This is a genomic window from Bacillus sp. FSL K6-2841 (genome assembly GCF_037976435.1).
Classification (GTDB): Bacteria; Bacillota; Bacilli; order Bacillales; family Bacillaceae; genus Bacillus; species Bacillus pumilus.
Map to the genome: position 1 here is coordinate 690,583 of NZ_CP150266.1, position 16,286 is coordinate 706,868.

Consider the following 16,286-nt stretch of genomic DNA (forward strand, 5'->3'; position numbering starts at 1 on the left):
TGAGCCCATGGCCTTACAGCCGCAGAAGCTGGATAAACAGAACATTGAAAATATGTTAGGTATCACTACGATCCAAGAAGGACTGCTGTTTCATCATTTAATGGAACCGAACGGAACAGCTTATTTTGAACAACTGCTGATCGAAATAGACGGACCAATAGATCGAGACATTTTTGAACAATCATGGACGAATGTCACCAAACAGCATGAAATGCTTAGAACATTGTTCAGATGGCAGGAACTCGCAAGACCAGTACAAATTGTGATGAAGCAGCATCAGCCAGACATTCGTTATCGTGATTTGACACAAGCGAAGGAGCCTCTTCATGTGCTGAAAGAAGAGGTAACGGCACAGAACCGAGAAGAACGCTTTGATCTGCAGGAAGTCCCATTTCGCCTGACGTTATGTGAAGTGAATGATGAAGTCAGTTGGGTTCTCATTAGCTTCCATCACATTTTATTGGACGGCTGGAGCCTTGGGATTGTATTAAGCGATTGGATGAGTGCATATGAGCGCTTATCGAATGGGGACAAACCTCTTCTGGAACAAAGACCATCCTACCAATCCTTTGTCAAATGGCAGCAGAAAAACCTTCAACAGACTGAAGAACAAGCCGCCTATTGGAAAAATGTTTTCAACGGCTGGAGTTATGCAGAACTGCTTCCGAAGTCAAGCGGCGCATATGAACATTCAGAAGTGTTTCATCAATATGAACATCAAGTGGATACGTCCATTGCCGAGAGCCTGAGCAAATTCACGAATCAATATGACGTGACGCTGGCATCTGTGATGTATACGCTGTGGGGAGTTTTGCTATCTAAGTATGCCAACCAAGATGATATTGTGTTTGGGACAACAGTATCGGGGAGAAATGCAGATGTCCCTCATATTGAAAAGATGACTGGGCTGTTCATTAACACATTACCGCTGCGGGTCTCATTCGAACAGGAACGGCCAATTCTTGAACAGATGCAGGAAGTGAGCCGTGAGATCGCTGTAAGAAATGAATATGAACATACCCCGCTATCTGCCTTAAAGAATTATGCAGGAATGACTGCAGAGCAATCATTATTTGATTCAATCGTCGTCATTGAAAACTATCCATTAGATCAAATGCTCACGAAAAACGATCAGCCAATTCGTATTCGTGGATTTGAGATGACTGAGCAGACAGAATTCGATCTCACGCTTAGTGTCCAGGCATTTGATGATCAGCTGCACTTTTCATTGGTGTATAACCCCGTCAGCTTTTCAGCTGAGCAAATCGAAAAGTGGTGTCAGCATTTTCTTCATCTCCTGTCTGATGCCTGTGCTCATCCGCACAAAACTGCTGCTCAACTACAGCTGCTATCAGAAGAAGAGAAAGAAAAGCAGTTGGCGGTCTTCCAGCAATATGGCGGAGCAACATCTAGCAATGAGCCAACGGTGATTGACCTATTTGAAGCACAAGTAGAGCGAACGCCAGCGGCAGCTGCAGTTGAGTTTGGCGATACGACGGTTACATATGAACAACTCAATAAGAGAGTGAACCAGCTCGCACATTATTTACAAAACAAAGGGGTCAAACAGGAGCAGCGTGTCGGCATTTTAGCAGAGCATTCCATTGAAATGGTGATAGCATGCTTAGCGATCTTAAAAGCTGGCGGTGCATACGTGCCGATTGATCCTGAATATCCGCAGGAACGAATAGAATATCTATTAGAAGACAGCGGAGTAGAATGGCTCTTAACTCACCCAATAAAAGGGCTCACCTACGCCTATCATGGAGAAAAAATCGATATCACGCAGCCGGATCTATACACCGGACCATCAGACAACTTGGCAGAAGCCATCACCTCAGACCAAACAGCCTACTGCATTTATACATCAGGAACGACCGGAAGACCAAAAGGTGTACTCATTCATCATCTTGGCTTAGCCAACTATATTGAATGGGCGAAGCAAGTATATGTTCGAGGAGAAACAAGGCATTTTGCTTTGTACACTTCACTGTCCTTTGACCTGACGGTTACTTCTATTTTCACGCCGCTCATTTCAGGAAATACCATCATGATTTATCACCATGAAAACCGGCAGCTGCTTGTCGAAGACATCATAAAAGACAATCGCGTGCATGTGATGAAACTGACACCATCTCATTTACAGTTTATTAAGCATTTGTCTTTCCCAGACAGCCAAATGAAATGTTTCATTTTAGGCGGAGAGCAGCTGGAAACATCTTTAGCGAAATCCATTCAGCAGTCCTTCCCGCAGCCAATTGAAATTGTGAATGAATATGGACCAACTGAAACGGTCGTTGGCTGCATGATTCATCGATATGATCAGGATCTCGATCAAGACGTGTATGTACCGATTGGTAAGCCTGCACAGCATACAGATATTCTTCTGTTTGACAGACATATGAATCTCATGCCGGAAGGAGCCGCCGGTGAATTATATATTGGCGGAAAAGGTGTCGCAAAAGGCTATTTGAATCGCCCAGAACTAACCGAAGAAAGATTTGTCGACCACCCTTTCCAGCCAGGTGAAAAAATTTATAAAACAGGTGATGCAGCGCGCATTCTCCCTAATGGGCTCATTCAATTTTTAGGTCGAAATGATGATCAAGTGAAGCTGAGAGGCTACCGGATTGAAACTGGTGAAATTGAATTTTGGCTGAATGAACAGCCAGGAATAAAAGCAGCAGCAGTTGTTGTAAAGCCAGATGCTTCTGGTACACCATGTTTGGCCGCATATGTTGTCACAGCAGCCATACTTGATCAAGCGGCAATAAAACAAGCGTTGGCTGATCAACTGCCGGATTATATGATCCCAACTCACTTTGTTCAATTGGACGATATGCCACTGACTGCAAATGGCAAACTAGATAAACGAGCTTTACCTGCTTTGAAACAGGCGCAGCAAACGAAAAAACAGGCGGGATCTGCCAATCTTTCTGATACGGAGAAAGTTATTCAAGACATTTGGAAAAAAGTCCTCGGTTTAGATGAGGTAAGTGTCCATGACAAATTCTTTGACATTGGCGGGCATTCACTCAATTTGATCCACGTCAATCAACAGCTCGCTAAGCAATTGAATCAAAGCATTCCAATGGTCGAAATGTTCCGCCGCCCAACGATTAGAGAGCTTGCCGCATATTTAAGCGGCGATTCAGAGCAAGTAGCGGCAGACGCGCAGCCTGTAAAACAAAAGACAAGAAAAGCCAATGAGCCGATTGCCATTATTGGAATGGCTGGTAAATTCCCAGGTGCGAAAAATGTTGAGGCATTTTGGCAAAATTTGAAGAATGGAGAAGAATCAATTTCCTTCTTTTCCGATGAAGAACTGTTAGAAGCCGGTATTGACCGTCAAACCTTCGAACGATCCGATTATGTGAGGGCAAAAGGTGTCATTGATGGACCTGATTTATTTGATGCATCCTTCTTCGGCTATTCGCCAGGTCAGGCAGAAATGATGGATCCTCAAATACGTCTCCTGCATGAGTACGCCTATAAGGCGCTGGAAGATGCGGGGTATGTGCAAGAAGATTATACGGGTAAGGTCGGGTTGTTTACTGGGTCCACATCGAACTTCCAATGGATTCAGCGTTTTGCCGCTTCCCTTGATAGCAGTATGTCAGAGCTGTTTGAAGTGGGTTCACTCAATGATACGTACACCGTAAGTACAAGAATTGCCCATAAATTGAATTTGAAAGGACCGGCGCTTACGCTGCAAACCGCTTGTTCAACTTCTTTGGTCGCCTTGCATTTGGCCTGTCAATCCATTGCGAATGGTGATTCAGATGTAGCTCTTGCGGGAGGTGTGTCAATCCTGCACCCAGTGAAATCAGGCTACGTTTATCAACAGAACATGGTGAAATCAAGTGATGGCCACTGCCGCGCCTTTGACGATCAAGCGGATGGAACTGTTGGCGGAGATGGTGTTGGTCTTGTTGCTTTAAAAGCACTTAGTGAAGCCATAGAAGATGGCGACCATATTTATGCAGTCATTAAGGGCTCTGCCATCAACAATGATGGTGATCAAAAGGTTGGTTTCAATGCTCCGAGCGTCGAAGGACAGACACGTGTCATTCAGGATGCCCTGCATCAAGCAGATGTTTCACCAGATACGATTGAATATGTGGAAACACATGGAACTGGCACATCACTTGGTGATCCGATTGAAATAGAGGCGCTCACAAAGGCTTTCGACACAGAGAAAAAACAATTTTGCCGCATTGGGTCTGTGAAAACCAATATTGGACATTTGGATGCAGCGGCAGGAGCAGCTGGCTTGATCAAAGCTGTGCTTTCGCTTCAGCATCACACATTTGTACCTAGTCTTCACTTCAAAAAAGCCAATGAAAACATTGCATTTGATCATAGTCCTTTCTTTGTCAATACTGAGCGGACCGACTGGAAGCAGCCAGCTTCCCATTTGCGGCGGGCTGGGGTGAGCTCATTTGGAATGGGTGGAACGAATGCACATGTCATATTAGAAGAAGCGCCACAAAGAGACCGTCAGCAAATGCCTCGTTCTGCTGAGCTGCTTGTTCTTTCAGCAAAGAGCAAAACGAGCTTGGAACGAATGAAAGCCAAACTCGCAAGCCAAATAGACAACACGCCTTCTATCAATTTGGCAGACGCAGCTTATACGCTGCAAACAGGAAGACAATCCTTTGGTTTCCGTCAGACATTTGTTGCGGCAAGCAGAGAAGATGCTTTGCGCGTATTAACAGAAAAGCAAGGCAAGGGCATTGGAAAGCTCATGCATTCGCATGTGGAGAAACAAAAGATTATTTTTATGTTTTCTGGACAAGGCAATCAATATCTCAATATGGGATTAGATCTGTACCGGGAAGAGCCTTACTTTAAGAAGCAAATGGATGCTTGTTTTCAAGCATATGAAGAAGCAACGGGACGAAGTCTTGCACGTATTCTGTACCCATTAGCGGCTGAAACAGAAAAGGCGCGTGAACAATTGGCAAGTACTCAATATGCACAGCCAGCCATTTTTGCCATTGAATATGCCTTATCCATGCTTTTCATTGAATGGGGCGTTCGTCCTGATGCAATGATCGGCTATAGCTTTGGCGAATTAACGGCAGCCGCCATATCAGGGCTATTCAGCTTAAAGGACGCAATGTCCATGGTCGCCTATCGTGCGAATGCGATGCAGTCGTCACCAGCTGGCGTCATGATGAGTGTTCCATTACCTGAGGCAGAGCTAAAACCGATGCTTCCAAAAGATATTTCTCTCGCGGTTGTCAATGATTCATCATGTATTGTGTCAGGTCTAGAAGAGGCGATCAGTGAATTTGAACAAGAGCTGAAAAGCAACAGATTGATGTGTATGCGATTAGGTGGAACCATTGCCGCCCACTCACATGTCATGAAGGAGGCAGCGGAGCAATTCGGAGAAAAATTAACACATATGAAAGCCGAGTCTCTTCGCATTCCATTCATTTCGAATTTGTCAGGAGATTGGATGACAGATACGAGAGCGAAGGATATGTCTTATTGGAAAAGGCATATGACCGATACAGTTCGTTTTGCTGAAGGGATCACAAATATTTTACAAGAGGACAATATTCAATTAATTGAGATTGGACCAGGACAAGATTTAAGCGTGATGGTCAATCGGTCGCTGAACGGCCTGAACCAGCATGTATGTCATGTGTTAAGGCATGCAAAACAAGATGTGACGGATACTGAATTTTTACTTGGTCAAATTGGACGTCTATGGACAAACGGATTATCTATTGATTGGGATAGGTTCCATTTAAACCGTCAGCCGCGGAAAATGCCGCTGCCAACGTATGCATTTGATCAAACCTCCTATTGGTATGATGCAGCAGATCGTGTGAAACAAGACAAACCAAAGCAGTCTGGACGAAAGCAGCAAATGGATGAATGGTTCTATACCCCTCATTGGGAAGCGGATCTTTTACCTTGCGTGCCATTAGAAGATACGTCTGACGGAGCCTTGCTTTTGTTTGCAGATCCATCTGCTTTTGGAGAGAAGGTTACGGCTGAGCTCCTGACGAAACGGAACGAGTCCGTCATGGTTCGTAAAGGAAATGAATTTACGAAGCATGACGAAAAAAGCTATACCATTCGGTCACATGAGCCATCTGATTATGAAAGGCTCATATCAAATCTGGCAGATGACGAAATCAACGTGTCAAAAGTTTGCCATCTATGGGGGCTTTCAGAAAGACAGCCATCTCAAACGGAAGAAGAATGGGTGAAGCAAACGCAGCAAGAAGCTTATTACTCCTTGCTTTACATCGGCCAGGCACTGAAAAAATATGTGTTGGACCAAAAGGTATCGATTACAGTTCTTTCCTCATTGACGTATGCCGTTGGCGGTGAGCCTGTACTTTATCCTGAAAAAGCGATCCATCTAGGGCCTGCCATGGTGATTTCACAAGAAACACCGAACTTACGTTACCGCATTCTTGATATTGATCGTCCAGTGGAACATGGGGTTCAAGAAAAGAGATTGCTAAAGCAAATAAGCGATGAGCTAGATCGAGCGTCTGGACCGCTTCTCACGGTCTATCGACGAAATAAACGATATGTGAAAAAGTATGCGAAAGGTTCAGTTCCCGAAACGGGACATGCTCATTTGGCTAAAAAAGATGGTGTGTACATTTTAATTGGCGGACTTGGGTTTATTGGATTGAATATCGCCCAGACTTTGGCCGAGCAAACGCAGGGAACATTGATCTTAACGAGCAGATCTGGGCTCCCTGATAGGAGCAAGTGGCAAGTATGGCTGTCTACGCATGATGATCAGGATCCAACAAAGAAAAAAATACAAAGGGTCATGGCACTGGAAGAGGCAGGCGCAGACGTTCTTATTCAGAAAGTGGACGTTCGTCACAAGGAAGATATTCAGCAATTGATCAACACAGTGGATGCGTCATATGGACAGATCAATGGCGTGATCTATGCAGCTGGAGTGACAGGCGACCAATCCTTCCAGGTGATGGAACAAACAGATGTCACTTTTTCGGAGCCGCATTTTGAAGCGAAGATGAATGGTGTACTTCATCTTGATGATGCCTTAGGTGATCGATCCCTTGATTTCTGTTTTGTCCTGTCATCTTTGTCACCGATCTTGGGCGGTCTCGGTTTTACAGCCTATACAGCTGTGAATCATTTCATCGATGCGTACGTGTATGAACGCAATCTACGTTCAGAAACACAATGGTCTGTCATTAGCTTTGACGGCTGGGAATTTGAGCAAGGGAAGCAGCTTGATCTTCCAATCGGAGATGATGTTACCGAAACGTTAATTACAGAAAAAGAAGGAAGAATGATCTTTGAACGATTGCTTTCACTGGATCAAGTGGAACAAATGGTTATTTCAACAACATCTTTACATGATCGTATTCACCGATATGTAGACCGTTTATCCCTTGAGGAAGAGAGCGGCGGTGAGCATGAACAAGATGGCAATTTGTATTCTCGTCCAGCGCTTTCCACGAATTATGCGGCACCAGAAACGGAGCTGGAGAAAGCATTAAGTCAACATTGGCAAGCTTTCTTTAAGATTGATGAAATTGGCATAGATGATCATTTCTTTGAAATGGGTGGAGATTCTCTAAAGGCGATTACCTTCATTGGTATCATTCATCGTGCATTTAGTGTAGAGCTGACGCTGCCACAATTTTTCCAAATACCTACGATACGATTAATGGCAGCATATATCGATCAAGCAGATACTGCTGCTTATCATGCGATTGAAAAAGCCGAAGTGAAGGAGCATTATCCTTTGTCGTCTGCGCAAAAACGGTTGTATCTCATGCAGCAAATGGATGTAAACAGCACAGGATACAATGAGTTTAAAGCGGGACGAATCAAAGGGAAACTCGATATTAGCAGGTTGGAATGGGCATTTCAGCAGCTCATTAAGAGACACGAAAGTTTGCGGACTGCGTTTGTATTAGAGAATGGTGTCCCTTATCAAAAGATTGAAGAAGAGGTACCATTTGCAGTCACATTATTTGACCTCACTAAGGGATCGACACAAGGATCTGAGGAAGAGCAAAAACAAGTGATTGAACAATTTTTGACTGCCTTTACGTTAAGTGAGGCTCCATTGATGAGAGTCGGTGTGATGAAGCTGGCAGAAGAGGAATTCGTGCTCATGCTGGACATGCACCACATTATTTCAGACGGTCTTTCTCAAGATATTTTGGTCAATGACTTTATGCAGTTATATGACGGCAGGACGCTTGAGCCTCTCGCTCTGCAATATAAAGATTTTTCAGAATGGCAAAATGACCTGCTAGCATCAGAAGCACTGAAAGAATCGAGTGATTACTGGAAAGATCGGTTAGAGGGTGCCCCCCTCCTTGATCTGCCAACAGATTTCGATCGACCAGTGGTGAGACAATTCCGCGGCGGGCATTATACGTTCCGTATAGAAGAAGCGGAGCTAAACGCATTTAAACAGGTGATTTTAAAGGAAGACGCCACACTGTTTATGGGCTTGTTAAGTGTATATCAGATTTTGCTTCACAAATTAAGCGGACAATCAGATATCACGGTCGGGGTTCCGGTAGCAGGGAGAAAACAAGAGGAGCTGCAGCAAGTGATCGGTATTTTTGTCAATATGCTGCCACTTCGTTTGTATCCTAAAGCAGAGCTGACGTACCAGCAATTCCTAGAGGATGTGAAAGCACACGTCATCGATGATTTCGGACATCAAGACTATCAGTATGAACAAATGGTTCAAGACCTTCAGTTAAGCCGGAGTGTCAGCCGGAATCTATTGTTTGATGCTGTGTTCGCCTTGCAAAACATGAATCAGCCAGAACTGAAGGTAGGCGGTTTAACCTTTAGTGATTATCCGTATGAGACAGGAACGTCACGCTTTGATTTACTCTGGATTGCGTATGAGCAGGAAGACGGTCTTTCTTCAACGATCGAATATAATACTGAGCTTTTCACAGAGGAAACCATAGAGCGGATTGCGGGCTTGCTGAAAGACATCATGCGGGCTGTTTCAATAGATGCTGTAAGAATAGAGGAGATCGAACTGACTTCTTCGTTCCAGCAATTAGATGACGTATCTCTTTTCGAATTAGATGACTTGAAAATATAAGTAAAGAGGTGAATGGAAGAGTGATTGAACATGATGATTTTCAACTGAAAGCAGCGGCGAAGGAAAGGGTGAGGGAAAGAGCCTACTGGACATCGATCTTATCAGGTGTCCAGCTTGATGGCCGCATTCCTCATACGGTTTCAAAGGCCGAACCTGCTGCAATGAACCGATCGCTTCATTCGTCCTTCCCTGTGGCTATGAATCATTCGTTAAAACAATTATGCGGAGATTCTGATTTGCGGCTGTTTATCGTGCTAACCACAGCAGCTTTTGGCTTGCTTCAACGTTATAGCGGAAAAACTGAGTTGATGGTGACTGTTCCTACAATGGAACAGTCTGCCAATCAATCCGCCATCAATCATATGCTGCCGCTTAAGGCAGAGATTGAGCCTCATATGAGCTTTAGCGCAGGGCTAGAGGCAGTGAAACAATCGTTTCAGGAGGCAGTGCGTCATCAAAACTATCCTGTTCAAATATTAATGGATGAGCTTTGGCGTTCAGTAGGAGAAGACAAGAAGCGTGTCAATCTGGCATGTGCATTTGAACCATTGCATGGGCATGCTGACCGAGAGCAGCTGTATGCGGATGTGCTTATTGTTTGGAAGAAAGAACAAGATCACCTTCATGCTGAAGTTCACTGGGATGCTTCCATTTATGATGACCACATGATGGAGCAGTTCTCCAATCATTTCATGGGATTCACAGAGCAATGTCTCGAAACGCCTGAGCAAATGATGAGCACTCACTCATTTTTATCTGATGTAGAGAAAAGTCAGCTGTTTGATTCGTTTCAAGGGGAGTCGCTCGCTTATCCAGTGGATCGTGATATTGTGTCGTTATTTCAACAACAAGTTCAATTGCATCCAGCACGAACGGCTGTTGTGTTTGGCACTACCTCCTATACATATGAAGAGGTTGATCAATTATCTGATCGCATTGCGCTTAGACTGTCTCAAAGTCAGATAACACGTGAGACCCCTGTTGGACTCAAAATGTATCGATCTGCTGAACTAGTCATTGCCATTCTTGGCATCTTAAAGGCTGGCTATGCTTATTTACCGATTGATGTCCATCTGCCGATCGAAAGAATTCGGTATATGCTCAAAAACAGCGGCGCTGCAGCTATTGTCTCGGATGCAGAAGGACACGAAGGATTGGATGTCGAGGTTCATGTGATTCAAGACATGCTTCAAGAATCATCAATAAAAGAGAATCTGACTTGGTCTATCTCGCCTTCCGATATGGCGTATGTCCTGTATACATCAGGTACAACAGGGCATCCGAAAGGTGTCGTTATCGAACATCGTCATGTCATAAATTTGGTATATGGAATGAAAACGCGCTTTTTTGATCTACTCCCTGATCCTTTGCAAGTAGGGATGCTAGCTTCACACATTTTTGATGCGTCTGTTCAAACATTGTTCCCAGCATTGCTCCTCGGACATACGCTGCATATTGCCAAAGATGAAGTCCGTATGGATGGGCATGCGTTATGGTCGTTTTACCAAGAACATCACATTCAGCTGTCTGATGTGACCCCCTCCCACTTGAAGCTGATGAACAAAGCAGCAGCGCAATCAAGACAAGACCTGCCTGCGTTGAACATGTTGCTGGTTGGCGGAGAGGTGTTCACAAAAGAGCTGATGGATCAATTTTTACAGCATATATCAGGTGAAAAACCGATCATGATTAATGCGTATGGGCCGACTGAATGTACGGTTCAGTCATCATCCTTTTTGATTCCCCAAGACTGGGATGAGCAAGTCATTCCTATTGGACAGCCGATGCCGAATGAGCATATTTTCATATGTGATGCGCAAGGAGAGCCAGTTCCGATTGGCGTCTTTGGAGAGTTATATATAACAGGCGATGGTGTAGGTCGTGGGTACATCAATCACCCTGATCTGAGCAAGGAGAAATTTATTGAAAAACCAGAGCTCAGCAGCGGGATGTTATATGGTACGGGAGACCTTGCAAGATGGCGGTTTGATGGTTTATTAGAATTTGCAAAGAGAAACGACAGTCAAGTGAAAATTAGGGGATATCGAATTGAGCTAGAGGAAATCCGCAGAGCGATTCTTGATGACCCGCATATGCAAGGATTGATTCAAGATGTCATTGTCATTCCTAAGGAAACGCAGGATCAGGACCAATACATTTGCGCATACATGATGGCAAAACAAGTGATAGATCAGCGCGCGCTTCGTCAGTCTTTAAGTGATAGATTACCAGGTTATATGGTGCCGAGACATGTCATCCAAATAGAGCAATTTCCTTTGAATCTATCAGGGAAATTGGATATCCAAGCACTGCCGAATCCAGAAGATCAGCTGGTAGACAATCAAGAGCCTATGACCATTCAAGCACATAATGAAACAGAGCAGAAGCTTGTTCGTATTTTCGCCTCTATTTTACAAGTCCCTGCTTCGCAGATTCGTATAGATGAACCGTTTTTTGACTTAGGCGGGAACTCTTTTAATATCGTTGAGTTGTCCAATAAAGTGAAAGAGGAATTTCAGCAGGAGCTGACAGTGATGGAGCTGTTCCAATTTACAACTGTTTCACAAATAGCTGCTCAAATAAAAAACAAAGCATCAGGGCAAGAGAAACAAATCGAAGATGATGGAGAAAATGAAGCGGATGACTTAGAAAGTGCCGCTCAACTGTTAGGCGGGATGATAGATGAGTAAGTTCACAGGATTAGAGGTTGCAGTGGTTGGGATGGCCTGCCGTTTTCCAGGAGCAAAGAATATTCATCACTTTTGGGACAACCTTGCAAATGGAAGAGAGTCTATTACGTTCTTTTCGAAGGAAGAGCTGCTTGAGGCAGGGGTTGAGAAAGAAGCATTGGATCATGAGCAATATGTACGTGCCAAAGGAGCAGTTGATCAGCATGATCATTTTGATGCAGATTTCTTTGGTTATTCACAGCGTGAAGCAGAAGTAATGGACCCGCAGATCCGCATGTTTCATGAGGTGGCGTGGGAATCTCTTGAAGATGCAGGCTATAACCCTGAAACCTATCAGGAACCAATTGGTTTATTTGGAGCCGCCTCTGCTAATTTATATTGGCAAGCTGCTTCCATGCTGATGAGAACGAATCACTCATCCGAACAATTTGCGGCTGTTCAGTTAACAGATAAAGATTTCATGAACACAAAGGTATCTTATAAATTGAATTTGAAGGGGCCGAGCGTAGCTGTTGATACAGCTTGTTCTTCCTCTTTGACTGCCATTCATATGGCGGCACGCGCCTTAATTACCGGAGAATGTAAAATGGCTCTCGCAGGCGGCGTCACCATTACGACCCCTCACAAAAAAGGATACATGTATCAAGAGGGGATGATCATGTCGCCAGATGGGCACTGCCGGGCTTTTGATGAACAGGCAGAAGGTACCGTAGGCGGTGAGGGCTGCGGCGTTGTTGTGCTCAAATCATTAAAGCAGGCACTAAAAGATAAGGACCATATCTATGGCGTGATTAAAGGTTCAGCCTATAACAATGACGGCGGGCGGAAGGTTGGCTACACAGCACCAAGTATAGAAGGACAAAGCGAAGTGATTAAAAAGGCACTCAACATCAGTCGTGTAGAAGCTGAGAGTATTTCTTATATTGAAGCACATGGCACAGGTACAACTCTTGGAGATCCGGTTGAAATTGAGTCACTAAAGAAAGCCTTTCAAACGGATAAAAAACAGTTTTGTGCGATTGGGTCTGTGAAAACCAATATTGGTCATCTTGATTCAGCCGCAGGGGTTGCAGGTTTTATCAAGACAACGCTTAGTCTGTACCATCAGATGCTGCCGCCTAGCCTTCATTATAAAAAGCCGAATCCGAAAATTGATTTTGAATCAAGTCCATTTTATGTCAATACAACACCCGTACCATGGACGAAAACAGAGCAGCCGCTGCGTGCCGGAGTTAGTTCATTTGGAGTCGGTGGAACGAATGTACATCTGATCATGGAAGAGGCACCCGCCGCCGACAAACCGTCAGTAGAAAGAGATCATGAACTAATGGTGATTTCTGCAAGATCGAAGCAGGCGGTTCAAAAATCTGCTGAACAAATGACATCTTATTTAAAAGATCAAAAGCGTGTCACACTATCCGAGGCTGCCTTTACACTGCAAGAGGGAAGAAAGCATTTTCCTTATCGACAAGCTTTTCTTGCAGGTCCTGACCGCACATTCCAGTCAGCGGGACAGCCGCAAAAGGCCTTTCAACAGCCTGCAGTCGTCTGGATGTTTTCTGGACAAGGTGCTCAGTATGTGAATATGGGCAAAGATTTATATGAGAAAGATCCTGAATTTAAACAAATGCTTCAGAAATGTTTTGCCATCATTTTATCTTTATCAGGTGTTGAGATCGAGAACGTGTTATACCCAACAACCGAAGAAGAGTTCATAAAAGCAGAACAGCTCATGCAGCAAACATCATATACACAAATCATCTTGTTTAGTTTTGAGTATGCGCTCGCATCGAAGCTGATGGGACTAGGCATACGTCCGCATTATTTCATTGGTCATAGCATTGGAGAAATAACAGCTGCCTGCGTGGCCGGTATTATTCACCTTGAAGATGCAATCCGTATCGTTTTAAAAAGAGGCAGTTTGATGCAAAAAATGCCTCGGGGTGAAATGGCCGGAGTGTCACTCTCTGCCGAAGAGATTGAACATGATCTTCCTGAAGGTGTCGAGCTTTCTGCGGTGAATAGCTCGCAATTATCTGTTGTTTCCGGTCCTTCAGAACGATTACAGATCTATCTCGAACAAGCTGAAAAAAGAGGAGCTTCTGTCCAAACATTGAAAACCTCTCACGCCTTTCATACGAGTATGATGGCTGAAGCGTCCGAACAGTTTAAGCACGTTCTCTCGGAAATCACCTATCAACAGGGCGAGATTCCGATTCTTTCGAATGTGACAGGGAACTGGTTAACAAATGAGCAAGCATCATCGCCTGATTACTGGGCATCTCATATCAGGCAGCCTGTTTTATTTAGTCAAGGATTAGAGACGTTACTTGGACTTGGAGAAGTGGTTTTCATTGAAGTGGGGCCAGGTCATACGTTGACTCAATTTGTGAAACGACATGAGGACTATGATGTGAACAAAGCAGCAGCTGTTTCATTGGTGAGACACCCAAAAGAACAAGCTGATGATGATGAATATATGAAAAAAGCTATAGGGAAGCTGTGGAGTTTTGGAGTGGAACCGAACTGGAGCGCTGTCAGAAAAGAAAAGGCCCCATATCGAGTGTCACTGCCAACATATCCATTCGAGCATCAAATATTCCCCTCTCCGCAGTTTAAAGCAGATCAGCTGATGACCGCTATAGCGCCATCAGAAAAGGGTGAGAAATTCTCCGCTGATTTTGAAGACTGGTTTTATATACCGGTGTGGGAGCGCTCTGCACCTGTACTAAAAGAGCAGCATCATCAAGGGAAGCGTATCTTGGTTTTTGAGAAAAGTGGTCATATTGGCGACTATTTGAAAGAACGGCATGCAGAAGTTGTCAGCGTCTGTCAAAGTGATCATACGATCAAAGAAAATGACCAGTTGATGAAGGCTGACGTTCATATGCTGTCACACTTAGAGTGGGTTATGGCTGAACTGCACCAATCTGGGTTTATACCGGAAGAGATCATCTGGATGCATGATGAACTGACAGAAGATACAGGTGATCAGCCAAACTACTTATCTGTACTCGATCTCGTCAGGCTCATCAGTCAGCATCATAACACAACCATCCGTCTTCATCTTGTGACAAATCAAGCGCATGATGTCATCGGGATGGAGAAGGTCAATCCTCTTCAAGCAACATGCACTGGACTAGCTCTGACCATTCCTCAAGAATATCAGCATATTGCGTGTCAGCACGTTGATTTATGTCAGGAAACAAAGGCGGACTGGCCGCTATTTCTTTCATATGAGGTGGCAATGCACGATCAAGAGGCGCTTGTGGCGTATCGGGGGAACAGCAGGTGGGTTCGAAAAGCTTCAAGTACACCTTTAAGTAAAGAGGAATCGTCCACGCAGCCTTTCAGGACTCATGGTGTTTACCTCCTGACCGGCGGTATGGGAGGCATTGGCTTCACACTAGCTCAACATTTAGCAGAAACGTATCAAGCAAAACTTGTGTTCCTCAGCCGATCACAGATACGTGAACGCTCTGCATGGCATGAGCTGAGTGATGCAGATGGGAAAGAAGCTGAAACCGTGAAAAAGCTGATGACTCTTGAAGAGTTAGGAGCTGATGTACTAACTGTACACGGTGATGTGTCGGATAAAGACGCTGTGCAGAAAGCGGTCCAGCTGGCTCATACAACGTTTGGCGATTTACATGGTGTCATCCATGCGGCAGGAGAAGCAGATGGGAAGATCATCCAAGCAAGAACAGCAGACGATGAAATTCGCATGTGTCAGGCAAAAATCAACGGGACCTATGTGTTGGATGAAGCACTCAAGAATGAAACGCTCGACTTCGTTTTACTTTGTTCATCCCTAGTGTCTTTTCTTGGAGCGGCTGGACAAGTGGCTTATGCGGCTTCCAATGCTTTTATGGACAGCTTTGCTCATGCGAAGAGGCAGGAAGGAAAGCCAGTGATTTCTTTAAACTGGGATCGATGGGAAAAAGTCGGCATGGCACACGACTCAGCATTAGCGGCCAAAGTCAATGACATGATGGCGCTCGAGGAGCAGGCGGGAATTTCACCAGAAGAAGGAATCAAGGCCTTTCAGGAAGTGCTTCGTCTAGACTATCCACAAATTCTTGTTTCTGTTCGAGACATGGGTGAGAGAATAAAGCACCGCTTAACACCTATGCAGGAGGAAAAAGAGTCGTCGCAACAAATATCGCAGGTCATAGATGATCGCCTAGAAGTCTCATTGAGTGATGCACTCAGCTCCTTTTTTCCTCATGAACCGGATGTGAATGAGAACTTCTTTGAAATGGGTGCGACATCCCTTGATTTGCTGCAGATGAGCGGTCATATTAAATCAATTTATGGGATAGAGGTTCCAGTGGTCATGATGTATAGTCATCCAACGATCGCGTCATTGGCTGCAGAACTGAAGAAGATACATGGCGTGAAGGAAGAAAAGCAAGCTGTCACTGAATCATCTAATCTCCGCAAACAGGCGATGGCAGATGGGAAAAACCGCCGTAAACAGAGATTAAAACGAAAATAGA

The 16,286-nt window shown here is 44.5% G+C and carries 3 protein-coding genes; all 3 read left to right on the forward strand.

The features are described 5' to 3' along the window. The first annotated feature begins 7 nt into the window (after positions 1 to 7). The 3 genes from MHH68_RS03435 to MHH68_RS03445 are packed head-to-tail and all read left to right on the forward strand — an operon-like array spanning position 8 to position 16,285. Positions 8 to 9,097 (forward strand): amino acid adenylation domain-containing protein, encoded by a 9,090-nt coding sequence (locus MHH68_RS03435; protein ID WP_339165142.1) that lies wholly within the window; start codon positions 8 to 10, stop codon positions 9,095 to 9,097. A gap of 20 nt (positions 9,098 to 9,117) precedes the next feature. Next, positions 9,118 to 11,787 (forward strand): non-ribosomal peptide synthetase, encoded by a 2,670-nt coding sequence (locus MHH68_RS03440; RefSeq protein WP_339165144.1) that lies wholly within the window; start codon positions 9,118 to 9,120, stop codon positions 11,785 to 11,787. Next, on the forward strand, positions 11,780 to 16,285 hold the full coding sequence (locus MHH68_RS03445) for a type I polyketide synthase (RefSeq protein WP_339165146.1): 4,506 nt from the start codon (positions 11,780 to 11,782) through the stop codon (positions 16,283 to 16,285). Before MHH68_RS03440 ends, MHH68_RS03445 begins: the two co-directional genes overlap by 8 nt. Position 16,286: the final 1 nt, after the last annotated feature.